This is a genomic window from Mesorhizobium sp. YM1C-6-2 (assembly GCF_003666685.1).
In the GTDB taxonomy this organism is placed as follows: domain Bacteria; phylum Pseudomonadota; class Alphaproteobacteria; order Rhizobiales; family Rhizobiaceae; genus Mesorhizobium_K.
Genome location: NZ_RCIZ01000007.1, coordinates 64,687 through 89,721 on the forward strand (window position 1 = coordinate 64,687; position 25,035 = coordinate 89,721).

The 25,035-nt window shown below is 65.3% G+C and carries 27 protein-coding genes; 19 read left to right on the forward strand and 8 right to left on the reverse strand.

Annotation, left to right across the window (positions count from 1 at the left end):
* Positions 1-10 precede the first annotated feature (10 nt).
* The 6 genes from D8676_RS17965 to D8676_RS17990 all read left to right on the forward strand — a co-directional run bounded on the left by D8676_RS17965 (position 11) and on the right by D8676_RS17990 (position 5,071).
* Positions 11-1,033, forward strand: a complete 1,023-nt coding sequence (locus tag D8676_RS17965; RefSeq protein ID WP_121582475.1) for a succinylglutamate desuccinylase/aspartoacylase family protein — start codon at positions 11-13, stop codon at positions 1,031-1,033.
* On the forward strand, positions 1,030-1,974 hold the full coding sequence (locus tag D8676_RS17970) for a threonine/serine dehydratase (protein ID WP_121582476.1): 945 nt from the start codon (positions 1,030-1,032) through the stop codon (positions 1,972-1,974). The genes D8676_RS17965 and D8676_RS17970 overlap by 4 nt, the downstream gene beginning before the upstream one ends.
* On the forward strand, positions 1,971-2,897 hold the full coding sequence (locus D8676_RS17975) for a Gfo/Idh/MocA family oxidoreductase (RefSeq protein WP_183097142.1): 927 nt from the start codon (positions 1,971-1,973) through the stop codon (positions 2,895-2,897). The genes D8676_RS17970 and D8676_RS17975 overlap by 4 nt, the downstream gene beginning before the upstream one ends.
* A complete protein-coding gene (locus D8676_RS17980) occupies positions 2,894-3,733 on the forward strand; it encodes an amidohydrolase family protein (RefSeq protein WP_121582478.1) in 840 nt (279 codons plus the stop codon). The genes D8676_RS17975 and D8676_RS17980 overlap by 4 nt, the downstream gene beginning before the upstream one ends.
* A gap of 196 nt (positions 3,734-3,929) precedes the next feature.
* Positions 3,930-4,523: a YqaA family protein gene (locus D8676_RS17985; RefSeq protein ID WP_121582479.1), complete on the forward strand. Its 594-nt coding sequence runs from the start codon at positions 3,930-3,932 to the stop codon at positions 4,521-4,523.
* A 38-nt stretch (positions 4,524-4,561) separates the two neighbouring features.
* On the forward strand, positions 4,562-5,071 hold the full coding sequence (locus tag D8676_RS17990; RefSeq protein WP_121582480.1) for a disulfide bond formation protein B: 510 nt from the start codon (positions 4,562-4,564) through the stop codon (positions 5,069-5,071).
* A gap of 13 nt (positions 5,072-5,084) precedes the next feature.
* Here the strand turns inward: D8676_RS17990 and D8676_RS17995 are convergent, their stop codons facing one another.
* A complete protein-coding gene (locus D8676_RS17995) occupies positions 5,085-5,642 on the reverse strand; it encodes an HNH endonuclease (RefSeq protein ID WP_121582481.1) in 558 nt (185 codons plus the stop codon).
* Positions 5,643-5,772: 130 nt separating this feature from the next.
* Positions 5,773-6,414 (reverse strand): DNA-3-methyladenine glycosylase, encoded by a 642-nt coding sequence (locus D8676_RS18000; protein ID WP_121582482.1) that lies wholly within the window; start codon positions 6,412-6,414, stop codon positions 5,773-5,775.
* 95 nt (positions 6,415-6,509) lie between these two features.
* Here D8676_RS18000 and gluQRS point away from each other — a divergent pair, with 95 nt between their 5' ends.
* Complete coding sequence (gene gluQRS, locus D8676_RS18005) at positions 6,510-7,385, forward strand: tRNA glutamyl-Q(34) synthetase GluQRS (RefSeq protein ID WP_121582483.1); 876 nt, start codon at positions 6,510-6,512, stop codon at positions 7,383-7,385.
* On the opposite strand, the gene D8676_RS18010 is transcribed toward gluQRS, so the two are convergent.
* Positions 7,386-7,673, reverse strand: coding sequence for a hypothetical protein (locus tag D8676_RS18010; RefSeq protein ID WP_121582484.1), 288 nt, complete (start codon positions 7,671-7,673; stop codon positions 7,386-7,388). It lies immediately after the preceding gene.
* Between the two features lie 165 nt (positions 7,674-7,838).
* On the opposite strand from D8676_RS18010, the gene D8676_RS18015 reads away from it, so the two are divergent.
* The gene (locus D8676_RS18015) at positions 7,839-8,726 is read left to right on the forward strand and encodes a DMT family transporter (protein WP_121582485.1); all 888 of its coding nucleotides are present in this window, start codon (positions 7,839-7,841) and stop codon (positions 8,724-8,726) included.
* Here the strand turns inward: D8676_RS18015 and D8676_RS18020 are convergent.
* Complete coding sequence (locus D8676_RS18020) at positions 8,723-9,574, reverse strand: YihY/virulence factor BrkB family protein (RefSeq protein ID WP_121582486.1); 852 nt, start codon at positions 9,572-9,574, stop codon at positions 8,723-8,725. The two genes, D8676_RS18015 and D8676_RS18020, sit on opposite strands and share 4 nt — an antisense overlap.
* A 130-nt stretch (positions 9,575-9,704) precedes the next feature.
* Here D8676_RS18020 and D8676_RS18025 point away from each other — a divergent pair, with 130 nt between their 5' ends.
* The 7 genes from D8676_RS18025 (at position 9,705) to D8676_RS18055 (ending at position 15,049) form a co-directional block, all read left to right on the forward strand.
* The gene (locus tag D8676_RS18025) at positions 9,705-10,538 is read left to right on the forward strand and encodes an SDR family oxidoreductase (protein WP_121582487.1); all 834 of its coding nucleotides are present in this window, start codon (positions 9,705-9,707) and stop codon (positions 10,536-10,538) included.
* A gap of 26 nt (positions 10,539-10,564) precedes the next feature.
* A complete protein-coding gene (locus D8676_RS18030; RefSeq protein WP_121582488.1) occupies positions 10,565-10,759 on the forward strand; it encodes a twin transmembrane helix small protein in 195 nt (64 codons plus the stop codon).
* A 10-nt stretch (positions 10,760-10,769) separates the two neighbouring features.
* Positions 10,770-11,351, forward strand: a complete 582-nt coding sequence (locus tag D8676_RS18035) for a cob(I)yrinic acid a,c-diamide adenosyltransferase (RefSeq protein WP_121582489.1) — start codon at positions 10,770-10,772, stop codon at positions 11,349-11,351.
* A gap of 37 nt (positions 11,352-11,388) precedes the next feature.
* A complete protein-coding gene (locus tag D8676_RS18040; RefSeq protein WP_121582490.1) occupies positions 11,389-12,159 on the forward strand; it encodes a rhomboid family intramembrane serine protease in 771 nt (256 codons plus the stop codon).
* A 204-nt stretch (positions 12,160-12,363) separates the two neighbouring features.
* Complete coding sequence (locus D8676_RS18045) at positions 12,364-13,110, forward strand: electron transfer flavoprotein subunit beta/FixA family protein (protein ID WP_121582491.1); 747 nt, start codon at positions 12,364-12,366, stop codon at positions 13,108-13,110.
* Between the two features lie 18 nt (positions 13,111-13,128).
* On the forward strand, positions 13,129-14,058 hold the full coding sequence (locus D8676_RS18050) for an electron transfer flavoprotein subunit alpha/FixB family protein (RefSeq protein WP_121582492.1): 930 nt from the start codon (positions 13,129-13,131) through the stop codon (positions 14,056-14,058).
* Positions 14,059-14,173: 115 nt separating this feature from the next.
* Positions 14,174-15,049, forward strand: a complete 876-nt coding sequence (locus D8676_RS18055) for a 3-hydroxybutyryl-CoA dehydrogenase (RefSeq protein WP_183097143.1) — start codon at positions 14,174-14,176, stop codon at positions 15,047-15,049.
* 55 nt (positions 15,050-15,104) lie between these two features.
* Here D8676_RS18055 and D8676_RS18060 read toward each other — a convergent pair whose 3' ends face one another.
* The 4 genes from D8676_RS18060 to D8676_RS18075 form a co-directional block, all read right to left on the reverse strand.
* Positions 15,105-15,440, reverse strand: a complete 336-nt coding sequence (locus D8676_RS18060) for a hypothetical protein (protein WP_121582494.1) — start codon at positions 15,438-15,440, stop codon at positions 15,105-15,107.
* Between the two features lie 10 nt (positions 15,441-15,450).
* Entirely contained in the window at positions 15,451-16,452 is a 1,002-nt protein-coding gene (locus tag D8676_RS27375; protein WP_183097144.1) for an amidinotransferase, read from the reverse strand.
* 14 nt (positions 16,453-16,466) lie between these two features.
* On the reverse strand, positions 16,467-18,413 hold the full coding sequence (locus D8676_RS18070) for a tetratricopeptide repeat protein (protein WP_121582495.1): 1,947 nt from the start codon (positions 18,411-18,413) through the stop codon (positions 16,467-16,469).
* Positions 18,414-18,510: 97 nt separating this feature from the next.
* Positions 18,511-19,206: a TlpA disulfide reductase family protein gene (locus tag D8676_RS18075; protein ID WP_121582496.1), complete on the reverse strand. Its 696-nt coding sequence runs from the start codon at positions 19,204-19,206 to the stop codon at positions 18,511-18,513.
* A gap of 39 nt (positions 19,207-19,245) precedes the next feature.
* Between D8676_RS18075 and argH the strand changes: the two genes are divergently transcribed.
* From argH to D8676_RS18095, 4 genes are all read left to right on the forward strand, one after another.
* On the forward strand, positions 19,246-20,646 hold the full coding sequence (gene argH, locus D8676_RS18080; RefSeq protein ID WP_121582497.1) for an argininosuccinate lyase: 1,401 nt from the start codon (positions 19,246-19,248) through the stop codon (positions 20,644-20,646).
* Positions 20,647-20,739: 93 nt separating this feature from the next.
* Positions 20,740-20,946 carry a lipoprotein gene (locus D8676_RS18085; protein WP_121582632.1) on the forward strand — a complete coding sequence of 69 codons (207 nt, stop codon included), beginning with the start codon at positions 20,740-20,742 and terminating at the stop codon, positions 20,944-20,946.
* A gap of 19 nt (positions 20,947-20,965) precedes the next feature.
* Positions 20,966-22,231 (forward strand): diaminopimelate decarboxylase, encoded by a 1,266-nt coding sequence (gene lysA, locus D8676_RS18090; protein ID WP_121582498.1) that lies wholly within the window; start codon positions 20,966-20,968, stop codon positions 22,229-22,231.
* Positions 22,232-22,338: 107 nt separating this feature from the next.
* On the forward strand, positions 22,339-25,023 hold the full coding sequence (locus D8676_RS18095; protein ID WP_121582499.1) for a TIGR02302 family protein: 2,685 nt from the start codon (positions 22,339-22,341) through the stop codon (positions 25,021-25,023).
* Positions 25,024-25,035 lie beyond the last annotated feature (12 nt).

Sequence of the window (25,035 nt, forward strand, 5' to 3'; positions counted from 1 at the left end):
GACGGATGCCATGCTCGACACTCCGCAGCACTACAACGGAAACGCCTTCACCAGTATCGATTTCGACAAGCCGGGCCGGCAGGTCGGCTTCGTCAGCATTCCCCACTCACCGCATGACGATGCCTGGGGCGTGACGCGTATCCCGATCGCGGTGGTTGCGAACGGGACCGGCCCGACGGTGATCCTGGAGGGAGGCAATCACGGCGACGAGTATGAGGGCCCGATCGTGATCGGCGAACTCGCCCGCGATCTGGATCCGGGCTCGATACAGGGCCGGCTGATCCTGATGCCGGCCAACAACGTCCATGCCGTGCGCGCAGCGACGCGCACGTCGCCCGTCGACGGGCTGAACTTCAATCGCGTCTGGCCGGGCGACGGGATGGGGACGATCACCCAGCAGATCGCCGCCTATGTTTCGCAATGCATCTTCCCGATGGCCGACGCGTTCCTCGACCTGCATTCCGGCGGATCGTCGCTGGACATCCTGCCGAGCGCGATCATCGAGCCGACGACCGATGCGGATCTGCATCGCCGCAACATCGCCGCCGTACAGGCCTTCGACGCGCCCTACACGGTCGTCGTCTCCAATCTCGGCGACCAGCGGACAGCCACGGCGACGGCCTGTCGCGCAGGCCTGGTCACAGTCGGCACCGAGATGCGGGGCTGCGGCACGGTCTCGCTCGACGCCCTCGAGATCTGCCGCCGCGGGGTGCACAATGTGCTGACGCATCTCGGCGTGATGGAAGGCAGCGCCAGCCGCAGCAAGGACGGCCCCGTGCTCGAGATCGCCGGCGTCGACGCCTATGTCTACGCGCCCGTCGACGGCATATTCGAGGCCTTCCACGCCAACGGCGAAAGCGTTTCGGCCGGACAGCCGGCCGGACGCATCCACCAGACCTGGGATCTCACCGCCGAGCCGCTGACATTGCATTACCGGGTCGACGGGATCGTCTATGGCAAGCGCCATCCGGGCCGCGTGTCGCCCGGCAATTGCTGCGTCGTCGTCGCTTCGCCATACGGGAAAGTCGCATGATCACGATAGCCGACATCGAGGCCGCCCGGGATCGCATCACCCCCTATGTGAGGCGCACCCCGATTCTCGAGGCATCGCTCGCGCGCGATCCAATCCCCCTGCAGGCAAGCGTGGTGATGAAGCTCGAGCTCAATCAGGTCACCGGGTCCTTCAAGGCGCGAGGCGCGATGAACCGCCTGCTCGGCACGCCGCAGGAGGAGATCAGCAAGGGCATCGTCACCGCCTCGGGCGGCAACCATGGTCTGGCAGTGGCGCGCACGGCCAAGGTGGCCGGGGTGCCGGCGGTCGTGTTCGTCCCGGAAACGGTCTCTCCTGCCAAGGTGGAAAAGATGCGCAGATGGGACGCCGACGTTCGCGTCGTTGGCACCGAGTGGAGCGTCTCCAACGACGCCGCGCACGACTATGCCCGCACCAGCGGCGCCTCTTATTTCCATCCCTTTGCCGACCCGCTGGTCGTCGCCGGACAGGGTACGCTCGGCCTCGAGATCCTGGACCAGGCATGGGATTTCGACACGATCGTCGTCGCCATTGGCGGCGGCGGACTGGTCTCGGGCCTGTCGACGGCGATCAAGGCGCGGCGGCCCGATATCCGGGTGGTCGCCGTCGAGCCCATCGGCTCGCCGACGATAAAGGCGAGCCTCGATGCCGGCGAGGTGGTGACGCTCCCCGAGGTGACGAGCCGGGTCGCCACCATGAGCTGCCGGCGCACGGACGAGCGGCTGTTCGAGATAGCGCGACGCAACATCGCCGAAGTCGTCCTGGTGTCCGACGAGGCGATGCTGGACGCATCGCGCTGGCTGTGGTTCGAATTCGGCATCGCAGCCGACCTCTCCGGCGCGGCCTCGATCGCCGCCCTCCAGAGCGGCCATCCCGCATTCAAGGACAGCAAGCGCATCTGCGCGATCATCTGCGGGGCCGGGGCGGAAGGGACGGTGTCGTGAAGATATTGGTGGCGGGGGGCGGTGCATTCGGCAAGGAGCACCTGAAGACGCTCACCGCGATCGGCGGCCTGACGCTCGCGGTGGCCGAGCCCCGCCACGACGAATTGGCGGCGCTGCGGCGCACATTCGGGCTTACCGACGGAGATGCGGACGCGTTCGCGCTGCTCGAAAGGTTCGAGCCGGACGGGATCGTCATTGCGACGCCTGCCAAGGCGCACGCCCCGCTTGCCACCGAAGCGCTGAAGCGCGCAATACCCGTCCTCGTCGAAAAGCCGGTCGCGCCCGACGCCGCCACCATGCGCCTTCTTGTCGATGCGGCCGCGGCCAGCCGGGCCTTCCTCCTGCCGGGTCACATCCTGCGTTTCTCTTCTGCCCACCGCCGCCTGCGCGACATCCTCGCCGGCGGCGAGATCGGCACGCTCTTGCAGTTCAACTCGCGCCGCTACCGGGATGCCAGCCACGCGGAACGCTATACAGACGTCGATCCGGTGCTGATGACCATGATCCACGATATCGACCTGGCGCTCTGGTTCAGCGGCGCGCCGGCCGTGTCGGCCGACGCCTTCCGGCGCCCGGCCGGAACGGCGCGTTCGATAACGACGGCGCAGTTGCATACTTCGAGCGGCGCGACCTGGCAGCTCTCCACGGCCTGGCTTCATCCCGGGCCGGACTGCCCGCCCGACAGAGTCGAGATCGTCGGAACGAAGGGAATCGCCGAACTCGCGGCCGGAAGCCATATTGACATCTACGGAGCGGAATACCGCCGCATCCCTTTGGAGGACATCGACGATCCGCTGCGCGCGGAACTCGACTGTTTCCTCCAGAGCATCCGTTCCGGAAAACCCAGCGCGCCGGTCGGGCCGCAGGACGCCTATGAAGGGCTGCTCGCCGCCGAAATGGTCGTCGAGGCGCTCTCGCGATGATCGTCGATGCGCACCTGCATCTCTTCCGCCACGGCTACGGCCAGTTCGGCTCCGGAAAATCGCCGCTCGGCGAACTGTCCGACCTGGAGGCCTACGAAGGCCTGCGGGAGCGACACGGCATTGGAGCCGGATTGGTCGTCTGTTACGAGGACCACGGCATCGATCCGGCGAACAACGCCTATGTCCGTGAACTCGCCGCCGGGCGGCCGTGGATACACAGCGTCGCCTATCTCCGCCCCTCGCCAGCTCCCACACGCCGGCAGCTGGAGAGCCTGATCGCGGCGGGGCATTGCGGCATCGCGCTCTATCTGCCGGACGAAGCCGCCGCAGTGGCGGTTCTCGAATGGCCTGCGGAGCTTTGGCAGGCGCTTTCCGACGTCCACGCCGTCATTTCGCTCAATGCGCGCCCGGAGGGGACGAAACGCCTGCGCCCGCTTGTCGAGCAGTTCGGGAACTGTGCATTCATATTCTCGCATCTCGGCCTGCCCGGGCGGCACGAAACGGCGCCTGACCCGACAGCAGCGGCGGAACGCCTGGGTCCACTGATCGACCTTGCAGCCCTCCCCAATGTGGGCGTCAAGCTCTCCGGCCTTTATGCGATCGACCCTCGTCCGCCGCATGCCACCGCGCTGCCTTTCATCGACCTCCTGCTGGAGCGGTTCGATGCTTCCAACCTGCATTGGGGCTCGGATTTCAGCCCGGCACTGGAGTTCGTCTCGTTCGAGGAGACGATGGAGCTGCCGAGACTGGCGTCACTGCCGGAGCGGGACCGCGCGCTGATTCTGGGTGACGGCTTGTCGATCAAATTGCGGCGAGCCGGGCAGGCAAACCCCTAGCGTAAAGCCACGTCGAATGTGGGGCCTGTCGGTTCGAGGCCTCTGCCTGCCACGTCTTACATAGGGCAAGGCACCGCTGCGGCTTATGCGCGCAATTCCATGTGATCAGGGCCCTGGCGCCGTGCTTCGTGGCTGTGCCGCCATTGTGCAGCGCGCAAAATCTTCCTAAACACGCTGGTCCTCACGGGAATCCCGAATGCTTCGCAGACTCTACGACTGGACGCTGTCGCTCGCCGCGCGCAAATCCGCCGAATACTGGCTTGCCTTCATCGCCTTCATCGAAAGCTCGGTCTTCCTCGTCCCGGCCGACGTTCTCTATTTGCCGATGGCGATCGCCCGGCCGGACCGCGCCTATCGCTACGCCATCGTGGCGACGATCGCCTCGGTGCTCGGCGGCATCGCCGGCTGGATGATCGGGCACTATGCCTATGAGGCGTTCGCGAAGCCTGTGCTGGAATTCTACGGCAAGCTCGACGACTTCGAGGCGCTGATGCCTACCGACGGCTCGGCGACCGGCTTCATCCTGCTGATGCTGGTGACCTCAGGCCTCGCCCACCTGCCGCCGATCAAGGTGGTCACCATCCTCGCCGGCGTCATCAGTTTCCCGCTCGGCTGGTTCATCCTGTCGGCGATCATCGCGCGCGGTGCGCGCTTCCTGTTCCTGGCATGGCTGCTGCGCCGGTATGGCGAGCCGATCCGGCATTTCGTCGAGGAGAGGCTCGGACTGCTGGCCGCCGCCGCCGCCGCCGTCCTCATTTTGCTCTACTTGCTCGTCAGATACCTGCACTGACACTGCCGGCCCTAGCCGCAACCGCCCGGATCAGACCGATGACGTCATACGCCCCCGCCGACAACCAGCAGCGCAACACAGCAATCTTCCTGACCGTCGCGATGGCGGCGGTGGTCGGCGGAGCGCTCGGCTTCGAGCACATCGGCCACTACATTCCCTGCAAGCTCTGCCTGGAGCAACGCATTCCCTACTATGTCGGCGTGCCGGTCATGGCGCTCGCCGCGATCTCGGCCACGCTGCGCTGGCCGCCGGTGGTGACCCGCCTGCTGCTGCTCGTCGGCGGCTTGCTGATGGCCTGGGGACTGTTCCTGGCCGTGCAGCACTCCGGCGTCGAGTGGGGCTGGTGGGCTGGCCCGACGGATTGCGGCGTGGTCGCCCCCGTCGATACGGGCGGCAAAGGCGTGCTCGACGCCATCAACACTTTCGTGCCGCCCTCCTGCGACCAGGCGGCGCTGCGCGTGCTCGGCCTTTCCTTCGCGGGGTGGAATGCGATCGCCAGCCTGATCCTCGCCGTCGTGGCGTTCAGGGGCGCTTTCAAGAAAGCCTGAAGGGAGCCGCCGGTCAGGGCTCCAGTTCGACATCCCAGTAGAGATAGTCCATCCAGCTTTCGTGCAGATAGTTGGGCGGGAACAGCCGGCCGTTATTGTGCAGGTCGTGCACGGTCGGCTTGTAGGGCTTCTGCAGCGGCCACATCTTCGCGTGAGCCGGCATCATGCCGCCCTTCCTGAGATTGCAGGGCGAGCAGGCGGCGACCACGTTCTCCCACGTCGTCGCGCCGCCCCTGTGGCGGGGGACCACATGGTCGAAGGTCAGGTCCTCCGGCGTGCCGCAATACTGGCACTGGAAACGGTCGCGCAGGAAGACGTTGAAACGCGTGAATGCCGGATGGCGGGACGGCTTCACATAGCTCTTCAGGCTGACGACGCTCGGCAGCCGCATCGAGAAGGTGGGCGAGGACACCTGATGCTCGTATTCGGCGACGATGTTCACGCGGTCGAGAAAGACCGCCTTGATGACATCCTGCCAGGACCAGAGCGACAAGGGGTAGTAGCTGAGCGGCCGATAGTCGGCGTTCAGGACCAGCGCAGGCAGCCCGTCTGGGGACACCGCGATCGTCACTGGCGATATCCTCCTTTGGCCTCAATGCGATGCGCGCAGATATTGTAGGCAGGAGGTGACAGAAATGTGAAGCGGTCCGCGCGCCACACGTACCGGAAAAAAGTCACAAATCTGGCCGTTCCAGCGCAATTTACGAAGGCGGCGCGCCCTCCCTTCCTTTGATTTCACGATAATAAGCCCAGAAAAGGCGTGACGCCACCCCCCGCCAGGGGGACCATGATTCGGCGATTTCGATGAGCGCCTTCTCGCCCGGCCGGGGATCGATGCCGAGCGCATGACCGACCGCGCTCTGCAGCGCGACGTCGCGGGCGGGGAAAACGTCGGGATGGCCGGCAGCGGACAACAGATAGACTTCGGCGGTCCAAAGCCCGACGCCGGGAACGGCGGTCATGGCGTCGATCGCAGCCTTTGCGTCGAGATCGCAGAGGCCGGCGAGGTCGAGGCCGTCCCGCACGGCCATGGACACGGCAAGCACGGCGCGCTGCTTGGGACGGGAGAGACCCGCCTCGCGGAAAAGCCCCTCGCCCGCGGCAAGCAGCACCTCAGGAGTGAGCGGATCGGCAAGCCTCACAAGCCGGCCGAAGATCGCATCGGCGCTGGCGCGGGAAACCTGCTGCGAGACGACGATCGAGACCAGGCTCGCGAAGCCGGGTTCGCTGCGGCGCAGCTGCACCTCCCCCGCGGCGGCGCGCACGCGCACCAGCCGGGGGTCGGCCGCGCACAAGGCGTCCAGCCCGGCTGCTATGTCGTCGAGGGTCGATATACGCTGCATCGCGCTTCCGGTGGGTCCTTGTGAAGTCCGGACGCGAGAGATAGCAATCCGTCGATAACGGCAACAACCCGAAACCGCGTCACTCCTGACAGGCGATGACCAGGCCAACCTTCCGCTTCGCGCCGAGCCCGAACGGGGAACTGCATCTCGGCCATGCATATTCGGCGCTGCTCAACGCAGCGATGGCGCGGAAGACCGGCGGCAGACTGCTGCTGCGCATCGAGGATATCGACCTGACGCGCTGCACGCCGGAATTCGAGGCCGGCATCTTTCGCGATCTGGAATGGCTCGGGATCGAGTGGGAAGAGCCGGTGCGCCGCCAGTCCGAGCACCTCGCCGAATATGGCGGGCTGCTCGATCGCCTGATCGCCTGGGAACTCGTCTATCCAGCCTTCATGAGCCGGGGCGAGACGCGCGCCCACATCGCGCAGGCGGAAGAAAGCGGCAGGACATGGCCGCGCGACCCGGACGGCGTGCCGCTCTATCCCGGCCTGGACAAGGCGCTCAGCGCATCCGAACGCAAGAAGCGGATGGCGAACGGCGAACCGTTCGCCTGGCGGCTTGACACTGCCGCCGCGATGGCGCGTGTCGACAAGCCGCTGACATGGACGGAGTTCGCCGGCCCGGACATGGATACGGCACGGAAGGTCGAAGCAAGGCCGGATTTGTGGGGCGACGTGGTGCTGGCCCGCCGTGACGTGCCGACCAGCTACCACCTATCCGTCGTCGCCGACGACGCGCTGCAGAGCATAACCCATGTGGTGCGCGGCCTGGACCTCTTTGCCGCTACCGGCATTCATCGGCTTTTGCAGGAACTGCTGGAACTGCCGGAGCCGGCTTATTTCCACCACCGCCTGATCCCCGGCCCGGATGGGCGCAAGCTCTCCAAGAGCTTTCGCGACACCGGGCTTTCCGCGCTGAGGAGCGCCGGGCGGACGCCGGACGAAATCAAGGCAATGCTCGAAGCGTGATCAGATGCGGGCCGCGGCGGCCTTGATCAGCGCCAGCAGGCTCACGGTCGTGAAGGCGCCGCCAAGTCCCCAGGCGACCGCAAGCTTCAGATCCCGCAGGCTGATGCCCCAGCTATTGGCAATGATGACCGCCAGGAAGAAACCTAACGTGAAGAGCATCATGTTGCCGGTCGGGCCGAACCCGTCCTCGTGCATGATCGCGTCGAGCGCCGCCCCGAAAAAGAACGCAAGGACGGCAACGGTCGCCACCGCCATCATCAGCCAGCCTGGCTCCAGGTTCCAGATCATGTCCGCCCCCTTCCGGCGCGCGCGGCACGTATCGCAACCCTGAACCCGTGATGTGCTTGGGGTTCAATCCTCCTTATAGTATGGATCAATTGTTTCGCTTTGCTTGACCGATTGATCGGCATTAGAGCGAACCGGTCCACGTTTCTCCAACCTTCCGCGCCAGCCATGATCACCGCCAGGGGGCTCGTACCCGCACTTTTCGTGTTTCTCTGGGCGACCGGTTTCATCGGCGCGCGCTACGCCATGCCCTGGGCGGAACCGTTCAGCTTCCTGGCGGTGCGGTTCGTGCTGGCATTCGCCATGCTGGAGGTTGCGGCCGCGCTGTTCAGCAAGCGCCGGCTCGCATGGCCGGACATCCTGCATGCCGGCGTCGCGGGGGTACTGATGCACGGCGTCTATCTCGGCGGGGTGTTCTGGGCCATCCACCGCGGCCTGCCGGCCGGGCTTTCGGCGCTGATCGTCGGCCTGCAGCCGCTGCTCACCGCGATCCTCGCCGGCAGACTGCTCGGCGAACGCATCCTGCCGCGCCACTGGGCCGGGCTGGCGGCAGGCTTCGTCGGCGTCGCCATCGTGCTGGCGCCGAAGCTCGGCGCGATCCAGGACGGCGTCACCTGGGCGACGCTCGCGGCATCCGTCGTCGCGGTGATAGGCATGAGCGTCGGAACGATCTGGCAGAAGCGCTTCCTTGCCGGCAGCGACCTCATCGCCGGCACCTGCTGGCAATATGCCGGCGGCGCGCTGGTGATGATCATCCTCTCCTTCGCCTTCGAGACCCAACAGTTCACGCTCAACGGCGAACTCGTCTTCGCCATGGCCTGGCTGGTGCTCGTCCTGTCGATCGGCGCCATCGGACTGCTGATGCTGATGATCCGCGACGGTGAGATGTCCAAGGTCTCGTCGCTCTTCTACCTGGTGCCGGCGGTGACGGCGCTGATCGCCTGGGCGCTGTTCGGCGAAGAACTGACGCTGGTGCAGATCGGCGGCATGGCGCTGGCGACCTTCGGCGTCGCGCTCGCCACCCGGCGCACTCCCGCGCCCAGCGCTGCCGCCTAGCCGGGCACCCTCGCCCGCGCCTCGAAATAGCGGCTGATCGCGGCGTTGAGTTCGCCGCCGAGGATGAAGACCATGGAGATGATGTAGAGGAAGACGACCGCGATCATGATCGAGGCAAGCCCCGCATAGGTCGTCACGTAGGATGAGAAATTATCGAGATAGGTGGCAAAGACCGTGGACCCTACAAGCCAGCCCACCAGCGTGAAGATGATGCCCGGCACGATGTCGACGAACCGCCGGTGCCCCGCCGGCAGCCAGATGTGGACCGCGATCAGGCCGAGGACGATGACGACGGAGGCGACGACGTAGCGCCACAGCGTGATTGTGCCCAGATAGGGCTCCAGCCCCTGGAAGTTCGCCAGCGCCAGCCGCACGATGATCGGCGCGAAGACCAGAAGCACGCTGATGACGAGGAAGCTGATCGTCGCGATGAAGACGAAGGCGAGGCTCTGGATGCGCCGGTAGACGAAGGAACGGGTTTCGACGACGCGATACGCGCGGTTGAGCGCGGTGCGCAGCGATTCGATGCCGTTCGAGGCGAAGAAGGCGGCAAGCAGCACGCCATAGGTCAGAAGGTCGCTGCGCTGCACGGTGAGCACGTTGACGACTTCGCGCGAGATGGGTTCCGCGATCTGGGCCGGCCATGTGTCGAAGACGAGATGCACGGCCGTCTCGGCGAAAGCCTCGGCGCCGAGGAAACTGGCGAGCGTCGTAGCGAAGATCAGGAAGGGGAACAACGCCATCAGCGCGGTGATCGCCAGATGGCTCGCCATCGACCAGCCGTCGTCGTAATTGAAGTGGCCGAGCGCGTCGTAGAGGATACGCTTGAGCGCGACGATCTTGCGCATTCAGAGTGCTTCCGCGGCCGGTTGAACCAGAAACACCCCGCGGCCCTCCATCTTCCTTGTCGTCATTGTTTCCCCGGCCCGAATATGGGAAGGGATTCATTCAAATGGCAAGTCAACAACGGCCAATGGCATGAACGAGTTGCGTACGATCATCGTGACGGGAACCTCGTCCGGGATCGGCGCCCATTGCGCCCGCGCCCTGAAGACTGAGGGCTGGCGCGTGTTCGCGACGGCGCGCAGGCCCGAGGACATCACGGCGCTGGAAGCCGACGGGCTGGAAGCCTTCTATCTCGACTACCGCGAGCCGGACTCGATCGCAAGGCTGGTGGAAGACGTGCTGGCGCGGACCGGCGGCCGGCTGGACGCGCTTTTCAACAATGGCGGCTATTCGCAGCCGGGGGCGGTCGAGGACATCTCCGTGGCCGCGCTGCGCGAGCAGTTCGAGGCGAATTTCTTCGGCTGGCACGACCTGACGACGCGTATCGTCCCGGTGATGCGCGCGCAGGGCCACGGCCGGATCGTGCACTGCTCGTCGATCATGGGACTGGCGCCGTTCAAGTATCGCGGCCCGTATGCCGCGTCAAAACATGCGGTCGAGGGCCTGATGCTCTGCATGCGTTCCGAACTGCTGGGAAGCGGCATCCATGTCTCGCTGATCGAACCGGGACCGATAAAATCGAAGATCGCCACCAACGCGCTGACATGGTTCCTGAAGAATGTGGACCATGAGAATTCGGTACATAAGGCCGCCTACCAGGAGCAGCTCGACCGGCTGAACGCCGGCGGCAGCGTATCGCGGATGAAGCCGGGGCCGGAAGCCGTGCATGCGGTCTTGCGCCACGCCCTCCTTTCCTCGAAGCCGCGGCCGCATTATGTGGTGACCTTGCCGGCGAAGATGGGGGCGGCCATGAGGCGCTTTCTGCCGGCGGCCATGTTCTACCGCATTCTCGCGACACGTTCCTAACCAACCGACGACGACAGGATCAGCCGATGGCAACCGTTTTCAACATACTGGCTATCGTCGTCATGTTCGCGGTGGTGGTCGTGCTGATCCGCGGCCTCATCAACATGATGCGCGGCGGCTCCGGCAGCACCTCCAACAAGCTGATGCAGGCGCGCGTGCTGCTGCAGTTCGTGGCGCTGGTGCTGATCCTGCTCGGCGCCTACGTGGCCGGCCGGTACTGACGGGTCCATCATGGTCAAGCTCAACAAGATCTACACACGCACCGGAGACGACGGCACGACCGGGCTGGGCAGCGGCGAGCGGCGGCTGAAGTCGGACCTGCGCGTCGAGGCCTACGGAACCGTGGACGAGGCCAATGCCTGCATCGGCCTCGCCCGCCTGCACACGGCGCAGGCGCATCCCGAGCTCGACACCATGCTCGGCCGCATCCAGAACGACCTCTTCGACCTCGGCGCCGACCTCAGCGTGCCCGACACCGGCAAGAAACTCGACTACGAACCGCTGCGCATCATCGCCGCCCAGACCGCCCGGGTGGAGGCCGACATCGACGGGCTCAACAAGAACCTGCAGCCGCTGAGGTCCTTCATCCTGCCGGGAGGCTCGCCGGCGGCGGCCGCTCTTCATCTCGCCCGCACGGTGACGCGGCGCGCCGAGCGCATGATGGTGGCGCTGGCGCAGAACCCGGAAGAGCACGTCAACCGCGAGGGCATCCGCTACATCAACCGGGTCTCCGACTTCCTGTTCGTCGCCGGTCGGGTGGTCAATGACAATGGAAACGCCGACGTGCTATGGGTGCCGGGCCAGAACCGATAGCGCCTTACACGAGGGATTCCGGAGCGCGAAACCAGAGATGTTCATCCCGCTCCACGACGCCAACAGCCTGAAGCGCATCAAGCTGCAATACGTCACCATCGGCCTGATCGCGGCCAATGTGATCGTCTATTTCTTCACCACCCTGGGTTCGGAACAGTTCGCCACCGCCGCAGTATATGCGTTCGGCTACATACCCTCCGTCGTTTTCGACTATGCCGACCTGCCGCCGGAATTGACGATCCTTCCCGAGGATCTGACCTATATCTCCTACTCCTTCCTGCACGGCGACATCTTCCACCTCGGCGGCAACATGCTGTTCCTCTGGGTGTTCGGTGACAATGTCGAGGACGCGCTGGGGCACATCAAGTTCCTGATCTTCTACGCGCTCTGCGCGGTCGCCGGCGCGCTCCTCCACGGGCTGATCGCGCCGGAATCGCAGGTCCCGCTGATCGGCGCCTCCGGCGCCATCGCCGGCGTCGTCACCGCCTACCTGATGCTGCACCCCCGGGTGAAAGTCTGGATCCTCGCCTTTGGCCGCATCCCGCTGCGCATCCCGGCCTACATCACGCTGGCGCTGTGGATCCTGTTCCAGTTCGTGATGTTCGCCGTCGGCGGCGACGAGCAGATCTCCTTCGCCTGCCATGTCGGCGGCATCATCGCCGGCGCGGTGCTCGTTCTCGTCCTGCGCAGCCGCGACGTGCCGCTGTTCGACCGCGAGATCGTCACGCCGCGCGCCGTGGTGGTGAAGCAGCCGAGCGCTGTCCGCCCGGTCGAGGCCGAACCCGCGCCGCGGTGGGGCCGGCAATAGAGTTTCGATCTGAACCGATTTGACGCATTCGGCGATATTGACGCATCAGGCAGGCCAAACTAGGGTCCGCCCGCTTTTCAAGGCCGCAAGGTCGGAAAAACCGCTGAACAGGTCTGTTTTGATGCCGGGAATGTCGGCTATCGACAATCAGGCTGCGCGTGGCGCTGATAGACGCGCCGGAAATCTACGGAGAGGCATGCGTCCATGAAAGTGTTGGTCCCGGTTAAGCGGGTAGTCGACTACAACGTCAAGATCCGCGTGAAGGGTGACGGGTCTGGGGTTGAGCTTGCGAATGTTAAGATGTCGATGAACCCGTTCGACGAGATCGGGGTCGAGGAGGCGATCCGGCTGAAGGAGGCCGGCAAGGCCGAGGAGATCGTGGTGGTGTCGATCGGACCGGCGCAGGCGGCCGAGACGCTGCGCACCGCGCTTGCGATGGGTGCGGACCGCGCGATCCTGGTCAAGGTCGACGACCTGGTCGAGCCGCTCGGTGTGGCCAAGGTCCTGAAGGGGGTGGTCGAGGCGGAGAAGCCGGGGCTTGTCATTCTGGGCAAGCAGGCGATCGACGACGACGCCAACCAGACCGGGCAGATGCTGGCCGCACTGCTCGGCTGGAGCCAGGCGACGTTCGCCTCCAAGGTCGAGATCGAGGGCGACAAGGCCAAGGTGACGCGCGAGGTCGACGGCGGGTTGCAGGTGGTCGAGGTGAAGCTGCCGACGATCGTGACGACGGACCTTCGCCTGAACCAGCCGCGTTATGCGTCGCTGCCCAACATCATGAAGGCGAAGAAGAAGCCGCTGGAGGAGAAGACGGCGGCCGATTTCGGCGCCGACGTGGCGCCGCGGCTCAAGGTCGTGAAGACCGAGGAGCCTGAAGGCCGCAAGGCGGGCGTCAAGGTGAAGGACGTGGCCGAACTGGTGTCCAGCCTGAAGACGGCCGGCGTATTGTAAGGCGAAAGGAAAGACAAAATGGCAATTCTGCTCATCGCCGAACACGACAACCAGAGCCTGTCGGACCAGACCGCCAAGGCGCTGTCGGCGGCCTCCAGGATCGGTTCCGACATCGACGTTCTGGTCGCCGGCAACGGTGCGAAGGCCGCGGCCGATGCGGCGGCGAAGCTGTCGGGCGTCCGCAAGGTGCTCTTGGCCGAGGCTCCCGCATTGGAGAACCGGCTGGCGGAGCCGCTTGCGGCGCTGATCGTCAGCCTCGCTCCCGGCTACGACACCATCGTGGCGCCGGCCACCACCTCCGGCAAGAACGTCATGCCGCGGGTTGCGGCGCTGCTCGACGTCATGCAGGTCTCGGAGATCGTCGAGGTCGTGTCATCAGACACGTTCAAGCGGCCGATCTATGCCGGCAACGCGATCCAGACGGTGCAGTCGACCGACGCCAAGAAGGTGATCACGGTGCGCACCGCCTCCTTCCAGGCGGCGCCCGAGGGTGGCGCGGCTGCGGTCGAGACGGTTCCTGCGGCGGCCGATCCGGGCCTCTCTTCCTTTGTCGAGAACCGGCTGTCGGGCGGCGAGCGGCCTGAGCTGACCTCGGCGAAGATCATCATCTCGGGCGGCCGGGCGCTTGGCTCGTCGGAGAAGTTCCAGGAGGTCATCCTGCCGGTCGCCGACAAGCTGGGTGCCGCCGTCGGCGCCTCCCGGGCGGCGGTCGACGCCGGCTATGCGCCGAACGACTGGCAGGTCGGGCAGACCGGCAAGGTGGTGGCGCCCGACCTCTACATCGCGGTCGGCATCTCCGGCGCCATCCAGCATCTGGCCGGCATGAAGGATTCGAAGGTCATCGTCGCCATCAACAAGGACGAGGAGGCCCCCATCTTCCAGGTCGCAGACTACGGCCTCGTCGGTGACCTCTTCACTATCCTACCAGAACTCCAAAAGGCGCTTTGACGCTTTTCGAGCCATCGTATTAAATTCGAAGGGCCGGGGTGGACGAAGTCGCCCCGGCCCTTTAGTTTGCACTGCACAAAAAGGGCCACGAAGGCCCTGTGACGGGATCAGTGTGATGGCAATCGAGACTGTGGGCATCATCGGCGCCGGGCAGATGGGCGGCGGCATCGCCCAGGTGGCCGCGATGGCGGGCTTCAAGGTGCTGCTCTACGACATTTCGGCGGACCGCATCGAGAAGGGGCTGGCGACTGTCAGCGGCAACCTGGCCCGCATGGTAGCGCACGACAAGCTCACCGAGGACGCCCGCAAGGCGGCGCTCGGCAACATCTCCGCCGCAAACGAGATGAGCGACCTCGCCGGAGCCGATCTCGTCATCGAGGCGGCGACCGAGGACGAGAGCGTCAAGCGCAAAATCTACACCCAGCTCTGCCCCCAGCTCAATCCGGAGGCGATCCTCGCCACCAACACCTCGTCGATCTCGATCACTCGCCTCGCGGCGGCGACCGACCGGCCGGAACGCTTCATGGGCGTGCACTTCATGAACCCGGTGCCGGTGATGAAGCTGGTCGAGCTGGTGCGCGGCATCGCCACCGACGACGCCACTTTCGAGGCGGCGAAGGTATTCGCGGCGAAGCTCGACAAGACGGTTACCGTGTCGGAGGACTTCCCGGCCTTCATCGTCAACCGCATCCTGCTGCCGATGATCAACGAGGCGATCTACACGCTCTATGAAGGCGTCGGCACGGTAGACGCGATCGACACCGCCATGAAGCTCGGCGCCAACCATCCGATGGGGCCGCTGCAGCTCGCCGATTTCATCGGCCTCGACACCTGTCTCTCGATCATGCAGGTGCTGCATGACGGCCTGTCGGACTCGAAATACCGGCCCTGCCCGCTGCTGGTGAAATATGTCGAAGCCGGCTGGCTCGGCCGCAAGACCGGCCGCGGCTTCTACGATTATCGCGGCGAGCACCCGGTGCCGACGCGTTAGGAACCGGGAGCTCTTCCTATCCGGGGCAGTCGACGTTCGACGCCCCGGGGCCGGGTCAGTCTTCGGTCAGAAGCCGTTCCGCGATCTCGATATCCTTGGTGAACAGCTCCGCCCAGGATTCCCCGAATCCCTTGCCGTCCGTGAGTTCCAGGAAGCCGCGCAGCAGCGTGACTTCATCGGCGAAGGTTTTGCGGAATGAGCCGTCCTCATCTGCAATGGACTCGCCATTCAGTCTCTGCAGCTTGTCAAAGGACCCCGCCCAGTCGAGGGCGATGAATTCGCCGAGCGAGCCGGGCTTCAACGTCTTGGCGTAGTTCATCGTCTCCGTCAGCAAGATCGACAACAGCTGGTTTTCTTCCTCAAGCGCGTTCTTCGAATTCCCGTAAGCCATGACTTCCTCCTCAGGGCTGTCTGGTTGGCCTCTCGTCATTCAGTCGCATCACGAGGCAGGAGAGCGCTGCCCCGGACTTCAGGAATTCGGACAGATTGAAGATGCGCAGTTCGAGCCCGCGCGCGGTGCAGATCTTCTCGAGCTTGGCGATCTTGCGCTTCTCGCTCGGATAATAGGGATGGGTCCGGTCGATGCCTTCGAGCGGCGAATCGCACAGCAGGCAATCTCCCAGCATGAGGCCGTTCGTCATGCCGGAGCGGACATTTTCGACCGATGCATCCACGACGTTGCAATGCCGCTCGATCGCCCGCAGTGCTTCCGGGGCGGTCTTCTTCCGCGACAGGATCACCTCCTGGTCGTTGAGGAAGAACAGGCAGCAGTCGAGGTGATAGAGATGGTCGTCGAGGATCGGGTAGGCGATCACCTCCATGTCGAATTTCTCGGCGAACCAGGAAAGCGCGCTCCGGGACGTGCGCATCCCGTGGGCGCCGATGTAGAGGTTGCCGCGTACATGCTTGAGGTCGGCCTCGCCCTCGAAATGAAGCGGCTGCCGGCGAAACGTCGCGGGCGGAACCTGAATGTCGAACTCGAACAGGCGCAGGAAATCGGTTCCAACGGCGGCCTCGCCGATGCGCGGTGACGAGCGGAAGCGCGAGACGACGATCGTCTCGCGCTCGAGATGGGGCAGCACGACGCCGAGATTGGCGACATAGGGTTGGTCCTGCAGGCCGGGTCGGCTCGGCAACAGGTAGACCACCGCGCGCGACGCCATGAATTGATAGAGATCCAGGAACTGCGCCATCGCCTTGCGGCGGTCGATGCGGCGCTCCCGTTCGCTCATGGCCGCCATCAGCACGTTGTTCGGCTCTTCAGTCGACAGGAAAAGCGGCAGGCTCATCAGGAATGCCGGTCTGCCGAGCGTCCGCAGCGACGCCCGTTCGGGCGCTGGCGCCACGTCGAGCGGCTGAGCGGTAACAGCTTCGCCCAACCCAAGATCCAGCACGCCGGCCATCCCCTCCCTTCGCATCACGGCGGCAGCCCCACCCTTTGAAAAGCGACGATCCACTTGTCGATCAGATCGACCGATTTGTACGGAAGGGTCTCCTCCTGGTATTTTCGGTGCGCCGCCATCGAGAAGCCCGGGTCCAGCGCCAGGATCTTGGCCGCCACGGCGTGCGCCTCGTCCATCTTGTTGACGGCAGGATCGGCATCGCAGGCTGCGAGAATGCGCAGCAGCCACAGATCCGTCTGGACCGGCTGCGGATCGACGACCTTCATCGTGTCCACGCATTCCTTGGCCATTCCGGCTTCCTGGTAGGCCCAGCCGAGATATTCGAGATACCAGCGATCGTGGAACGGATTGCGTCGGATCGCTTCCCGCAGTTGCTCTACCGCCTGCTTTGGCCGGCCGACATAGATGAGCATGCTCGCCATCTCCGCCATCAGTTCGGCGTCGTTGGGGTTCATCTGCCGGGCCTTGTTGTAGGCAGCCTCGGCCTTCTCGTGCTCCCAACTGTAGAGGTAGGACCAGCCGAGCGCCCAGTAGCCGCGATAGTCCTTCTCGTCGAGTTCGACGGCCTTTTTGGACAGCGCGAGGGCCTTTGCCACCGTCTCCTCGTACTGGTCCGTCCATTCGTATTCGTAGTCGAGCGCATAGGTCCAGGCGAGGCCCGCATATACGCGCGCATAGGTGGGGTCGGCCTTGCCGGCGATCTCGAAGAGACGCCGCGCCTCCTTGTTGCTTTCCGGCGTGAATTTGTACCATTCGTGCCAGCCCTGCATGAGGTAGTCGTAGGCAATCCAGTTGTTGGCGGGCTTGCGCGCCAGCCGCCTGAGTTCGGCTTCGGCGAGCAGGCCCGTCGTGCCCATGAGCGTGCCTGCTATGGACTTCGTGATGTCGTCCTGAATCTCGAATATATGCTCCGGATTGCGGTCGTACCGCTCCGCCCAAAGGTTCTCGCCGCTCGCGGCGTCGATCAGCTGGACGGTGATGCGCACTGCCTTGTCGGACTTCTGGATGCCTCCCTCGAGCACGTAGTTCACGCCCAGATCGCTGCTCACGAGTTGCACCGGCGCGGGCTTGTCCTTGTAGTAATCGGACGCGCTGCGCGACGCGACGTAGAGGCCCGGGAACTTGGCGAGATCGGTAATCAGATCCTCGTTCATCCCTTCCGCGAAATAGTCCTGGGAAACGTCGGCACTAAGGTTCCGGAACGGCATCACGGCGATGGAAGGCTTGCTGGCAGGCATTGAGACTTCGCCCATCCCCAGCAGATCGAAGCGCCAGGCCGCGACCAGGCCGAGGAGCAGAACGAGCGGCAAGACGCCCACCACCAGAAGCCAGCGACGGGACCGAAAATGGCGACGCAGTATGAAAGGACCGGCGCCGGCCTCCGCGGTCACGCGATAGACCTCCACTGGGTCTATGATGTTCTTCGCGCTGCGCTCTCCGACATAGGCAAAGCCGAGGCCGCCGCGATTGCCCACCTGCTCGACGACCGCCGACGAGACGAAGATGGCGCCCGGATCGCACATGGCCTGCAGCCGCGCGGCGACGATCACGCCGGTGCCATAGATGTCCTGTTCGTCGACGATCACCTCGCCGAGATTGATGCCGACGCGAAAGACGATCCGGCGGTCGTCGGGCCGCTCGGCGTTCCAGATTTCCGCCTGCTGCTGGATCTCAAAGGAGCAGCGGACCGCATCGACCGCGCTCGGGAATTCGAGCAGCGCCCCGTCGCCGGTCAGCTTGACGATGCGGCCGTGGTACTCGGCAATCAGGGGTTCGACGGTACTGCGACGGAACTGCGTCAGCGCCTCATGGGTTCCCGCCTCGTCGGCTTCCATGAGGCGGCTGTAGCCGACGACATCGACCGACACGATAGCCGCGAGACGATGACTGGACACCGCTCCGCTCGCGCTGGCTACGGCGGGGTCGACCGGTCCAACATTGGGCGGCAGCTGGTTCGCCATCGTCGCGGTCCCTCAGGTCCGCATCTACGGATGAAACATTCTCCCGCCGACGAGGCTAGCAGATCGCGAACCTGCTGAGAACTCCCGGAACGCCCCGCTATCCGGCCCGCCCGATCGCTGCTTCGATCAGCCGCTTTGCATCGGCGGCGGCCCAGTCGGCCGGACCGTTCATATGGCCGAGCAGGCAGCCCTCGTCGTCGATCAGCAGCGTGACGGGAAGGCCGAGCGCCAGGCCGCGCTTCTTGAGATCGTTGAAGAGGGCGAGCGTGTTGTCGCGGTAGTAGCCCAGCGCCTCGATGCCGGTCTCGGCAAGGAATTTCTTCGGCTTCACGTCGTCGCCGGTATCGACATTGACGGCGATCACCTCGAATTTCTCTCCGCCCAGTTCCTTTTGCAGCGCGTCGAGCGCCGGCATCTCCTCGCGGCATGGCGCGCACCATGTCGCCCAGAGGTTGAGGAGAACGGTCTTGCCTGCACGCTCCGCGAGCGTCATCGGCCTGCCGTCGGGCGTGTTGAAGGCGAGCGCCCGTACCGACTGCGGCGGATCGGCCGGCAGCACGGCCGCGACATCGCCGGTGGCGGAGGCCGCGACCTCCTTCGCGATATCGGTCTTGGCCGCGCAGGCCGCAACGTCGGCTTCGCTGACGGAGGTCGCCGACGTTTCGGCGCCGTTGTTGCCAGCAGGGCGGCTGGTGACATATACCGCGACCGCGCCAGCAAGCGCGCCCGCCACGGCCGCGAGCAGGATCAGGCGCAGCGCGGGAAACATCGATTTTTTCTTCTCTTCGGCCATAGACGATCCAACAGCACGAACTCAGGTCCGGTTACCACGATGAACGATGACAAGACCAGTAACCAGATGTGGGGCGGACGTTTTGCCTCGGGTCCGGCGGCGATCATGCAGGCGATCAACGCCTCGATCTCCTTCGACAAGAAACTCTATGCGGAAGACATACGCGGCTCGATCGCACATTCCGAAATGCTGGCCGAGCGGGGCATCATCACCAAGGCCGACCAGAAGAAGATCGCCAAGGGGCTGAAGACCATCCTCGGAGAAATCGAGTCCGGGAAGTTCGAGTTCTCGGAAAAACTCGAGGACATCCACATGAATGTGGAGGCGAGGCTCGCCGAGCTGATCGGACCGGCAGCGGGCCGGCTGCACACGGCGCGTTCGCGCAACGACCAGGTGGCCGTCGACTTCCGGCTGTGGGTGAAGAACGAGTTCCTGCGCGTGGCGCAAGCGCTGAAGGATCTGATCGCGGCCTTCCTGGAGCGCGCGGAAGAGCATGCGGCGACGGTGATGCCCGGCTTCACCCACATGCAGGCGGCGCAGCCGGTGACCTTCGGCCATCACTGCATGGCCTATGTCGAGATGTTCTCACGCGACCTCAGCCGCGTCCGCGACGCGATCGAGCGCATGGACGAGAGCCCGCTCGGCGCGGCGGCGCTTGCCGGCACCGGCTTCCCCGTGGACCGGCACATGACGGCGAAGGCGCTCGGCTTCCGCGACCCGACGCGCAACTCGCTGGATTCGGTGTCAGACCGCGACTTCGCGCTGGAATTCCTCTCGGTCGCCGCGATCTCGGGCACACACCTGTCGCGGCTGGCCGAAGAAATCGTCATCTGGTCGACGCCGCAGTTCGGCTTCGTGAAGCTTTCCGATTCCTTCTCGACCGGCTCCTCGATCATGCCGCAGAAGAAGAACCCGGACGCGGCCGAGCTGGTACGCGCCAAGATCGGCCGCATCAACGGCAATCTGGTCGCCCTGCTCACCGTCATGAAGGGCCTGCCGCTGACCTATTCGAAGGACATGCAGGAGGACAAGGAAGCGGTGTTCGACGCGGCCGAGACGCTCGACCTGATGCTCGCGGCGATGACGGGCATGGTGCGCGACATGACGGTGGATGCTGCGGCGATGAAACGCGCGGCAGGCGCCGGCTATTCGACCGCCACCGACCTCGCCGACTGGCTGGTCAGGACGTTGGGATTGCCCTTCCGCGAGGCGCACCACGTGACCGGCCGGGCGGTGGCGCTGGCCGAACAGAAGAAGGTCGGGTTGGAGAAACTTGCCCTGGCCGATCTCAAGGCGATCCATCCCGGCATCACCGAGGACGTGTTCTCGGTGTTGTCGGTGCAGAATTCGGTGAAGAGCCGCACCAGCTACGGCGGCACCGCGCCATCGGAGGTGAAGAAACAGATACGCGCCTGGAAGAAGCGGCTGGCGAAAGCCTGAGCAGAGCGTTGGCGGCTCGATTTGCCGGGTGCAAAGCGGGAAATTATTCGCTACAAGCTGCGGACGGATTTTTCCACCGGACGGATGGGCTCGATGAACGGCAGCAGGGTTTTCGCGGCGATCACTTTGGTTCTGGCCGTTGCGCTGGTCGCCGGCTGCGGCCGCAAGTCGAACCTCGACACGCCCTACCAGGCTCAGGTGGACGCCCGCAAGGAAGCCGAGAAGACTGGCGGGCCAATGCCGCCGGAGCCGCAGAAACCGCGCAACGACAAGCCGTTCATCCTCGATCCATTGCTTTGACCGTTTCCGCGCCGACCACATGAACCATTTCCACTATCGCGACGGCGTGCTCCACGCCGAGGACGTCGCCATTCCGGAGATCGCCGCAGTCGTCGGAACGCCCTTCTATTGTTATTCGACGGCGACGCTGACGCGACACTACAAGGTCTTCTCCAAGGCCTTTTCAGGCATGGACAGCCTGGTCTGCTATGCGTTGAAGGCGAACTCCAACCAGGCGGTGCTGCGCGTGCTGGCGAAGCTCGGCGCCGGCGCCGACGTGGTGTCGGAAGGCGAGATGCGCCGCGCGCTTGCCGCCGGCATACCGGCCAGCAAGATCGTCTTCTCCGGCGTCGGCAAGACGGCGCGGGAAATGGACTTTGCACTCGACGCCGGCATCTTCTGCTTCAATGTCGAATCCGAGCCGGAACTGGAACTGCTGTCGGCGCGCGCAATGCGGCTGGGCGCCACCGCGCCGGTTTCCCTGCGCATCAATCCGGACGTCGACGCGAAGACCCACAAGAAGATCTCGACCGGCAAGGCGGAGAACAAGTTCGGCATCCCGTGGCAGCGCGCCCGGACCGTCTACAAGCGTGCTGCGGAACTGCCGGGGATCAAGGTGACCGGCATCGACATGCATATCGGCAGCCAGATCACCGAGCTGCAGCCTTTCGACGACGCCTTCGCGCTGCTGGCCGAACTGGTGGGAACGCTGAAGGCTGACGGCCATGCGATCGATCATGTCGATCTCGGCGGCGGGCTCGGCATCCCCTACCGCACCGACAACGATCCGCCGCCGCTGCCCGACGCCTATGCCGAGATCGTCAGCAAGCGCATCGCGCCGCTCGGCCTGAAGGTCATGTTCGAGCCGGGCCGGCTGATCGTCGGCAATGCCGGCATACTGGTCACGCAGGTCATCTACGCCAAGGAAGGCAACGCCAAGAACTTCCTCATCGTCGACGCGGCTATGAACGATCTGATCCGGCCGACGCTCTACGACGCCTTCCACGACATCCGCCCGGTGCTGGAGGCGAAGCCCGACGCGCCGCGCATGACGGCCGACGTCGTCGGCCCGGTCTGCGAAACCGGCGATTTCCTCGGCCTCGACCGCGACCTGCCGAAGCTGAAGTCGGACGACCTGATCGCGGTGGGCACCGCCGGCGCCTATGGCGCGGTACAGGCCGGCACCTACAACTCGCGTCTCCTGGTGCCGGAAGTGCTCGTAGACGGCGACCGCTTCCATGTCGTGCGCCCACGCGGCACCTACGAGGAACTGATCGCGCTGGATTCGGTTCCGGAGTGGCTATAGCCGCCCGGTGACGGCCAATCACGATTTCCGGAAGCGCCTCGCCTTTGCCGCACTTACTGCTATCTTAAGGCATCGGCCGCGTCACAGCGCGGTAACTGGAAGGGCCGATGACGGAAACGAATGCGGCAGGAACTGACCTCGGTCTGACGACCAGGCTGGCGCGGACGCGCTTTGCGGTCCGTGCGGCGATGGTCGTCGAACGCGGCTGGCCGCTCGTCCTTCCCCTGCTGCTGGTCGCTGTCCTCTTCCTGAGCCTCTCCTGGCTCGGCGTCTTCCGCGTCCTGCCCGATCTTGCTCGGCTTGCCGTCGTGGTCGGCTTCGGCATTGCCGCCCTCGCCTCGCTGTATCCGTTGCGCTTCTACCGCCACCCGACATCGGGCGAGATCGATCGTCGCATCGAGCGCGCCAACGAACTCGTCCACACGCCCGTTCTGGTGCAGACCGATCGGCCGGTCGGGCGAGCAGAGGGCCAGGGCGGCGGCGCCTTCGCTGAGGCGCTGTGGCGCGAGCATCAGCGCCGCATGGCGGCGAGCCTCGGCGGCGTCGGCGGCGACCTCCCGCGCACCCGCGTTCCCGAGCGCGACCCGTGGGGCATCCGCGCTGTCGCCGCGCTGTTGCTGGTCACCGCCTTCGCCTTCTCCTTCGGACCGTTCGGCGGCTCGCTCCGCGATGGCTTCAAGGCGCATGGCTGGATGGAGACTGTGCCGCCGCGCATCGACGCCTGGGTGACGCCGCCGGCCTACACCGGCAAGGCGCCGGTGTTCCTGACCTCGAACAGCAATGCACCGGCGAGTGGCCAGGCGGCCAACCCGTCCGCCGATCAGGCGGTGCGCCCGCCGCCCTCCACCTTCACCGTGCCTGAGAACAGCGAGCTGTCGCTTCGCGTGACGGGCGGCTCAGGCGAGGAGACGCTTGCCTTCACCGACGCTGCAGGCAACACCCGGGACATCGCGCCACAGGGCGCGCCGGCCGGACAGGATAACGAAGCCGCAGACGCTGAGCCGGCTGCAGCGCCCACCGCCACGACGGGCCTGCGCCAGTTTACGGGCAAGCTGACGACGGACGGCGTTCTTACGCTGAAGTCTGGCGACCGCGACATTTCCAGCTGGACCTTTGCGGTGACGCCGGACCGCGCTCCGGTGATCCGCTTCTCCGACGAGCCGAAACGCGCGGCGAACGGCGCGCTGGAACTCGCCTATGAGGTCGAGGACGACTACGGCGCGACCGAAGCGTTCGCGGATTTCGAGCTGGAGGAAACACCGTCAGCCGAAGCGCACCCGCTCTATGGCGCGCCCGAGATGAAGCTCACCCTGCCGCGCCGCGACGCCAAGGGGCCGGCGGCGAAGACGTCGCGCGACCTGACCGAACATGTCTGGTCGGGATCGCGGATAAAGCTGACGCTGAAGGCCAAGGACGCCGCCGGCCAGGAAGCGTCGAGCGAAACCAAGACCTTCGTGATGCCGGAGAAGATCTTCACCAATCCGCTTGCCAGGGCGGTGGTCGAGCACGGCAAGATCTTCTCGCTGGACACCAACCGCAAGCAGGACACGCTCAACCTTATCGACGCCATCACGATCAGGCCGGAGGACACGTTCGAGAACCCCTCGCACTATCTCGGCATCATGGCCGGGCGCACCCAGCTCGAGATGGCCGCTACCGACGAGCAGTTGCGCGAGGTCGCCGACTATATGTGGGAGATGGCGCTGTCGATCGAGGACGGCGACCTGTCGGCCGCCGAGAAGCGCCTGCGCCAGGCACAGGAGGCGCTGCAGCAGGCGCTTGAGAACAACGCCTCCGAGGAAGAGATCGACAAGCTGATGGCCGAGCTGCGCGAGGCCATGGACGAGTTCCTGCGCGAATTCGCCGAGCGGGCGATGCAGAACCCGAACATGGCCGAGAACATGCCGCAGAACGGCCAGGAGCTGCGCCAGAACGACCTGCAGCGCATGCTCGACCAGATCGAGAACCTGGCGAAATCAGGCAACCGCGACCAGGCCAAGGACCTGCTCGCGCAGTTGCAGGAGATGATGAACAACCTGCAGGCGGGCCGCCAGCAGCCCGGCCAGGATGGGCAGCAGAACTCCGAGATGCGCCAGCAGATGGACAAGCTCGGCGAGATCATGCGCCGCCAGCAGGAGATGATGAACGAGACGTTCCGCATGGATCAGATGCAGCGCGGACAGCAGCAGCAAGGTCCGGGCGGCGAGCAGCAGCAGGGCGAGAATGGCGAGGGCCAGCAGCCCGGACAGCAGGGGCAAGGCCAGCAGCCGGGCCAGGGCCAGCCGATGACGCCGGAAGAATTCGCCGAGGCGATGCGCCAGTTGCAGCAGGGCCAGGGCCAGTTGCAGGGCGAGCTCGAGGCGCTGATGAAGGGCCTCGAAGGCATGGGCATGCAGCCCGGCGAAGGGTTTGGCGAGGCCGGCGACGCGATGGGCGAGGCGGAAGGCTCGCTCGGGCGCGGCGAAGGCGACCGCGCCGTCGGCCAGCAGGGCCGTGCGCTGGAAGCCCTGCGCAAGGGCGCGCAGGACATGATGAACCAGATGATGCAGGCCCAGCAGGGCGAGGAAGGCGGCGGCCAGGAAGGCGGCCGTCAGCAGAATGCCGACCGCGACCCGCTTGGCCGTCCGCGCGCCACGCGAGGCCCGGATTTCGGCGACTCCGTCACCGTGCCCGACGAGATCGACGTGCAGCGTGCCCGCCAGATCCTGGAAGCCATTCGCAAGCGGCTCGGCAACGCGCTCAGCCCCGAACTGGAGCGGAGCTACCTCGAGCGGCTGCTGGAGATGAAATAGGTCTGCCTCGAA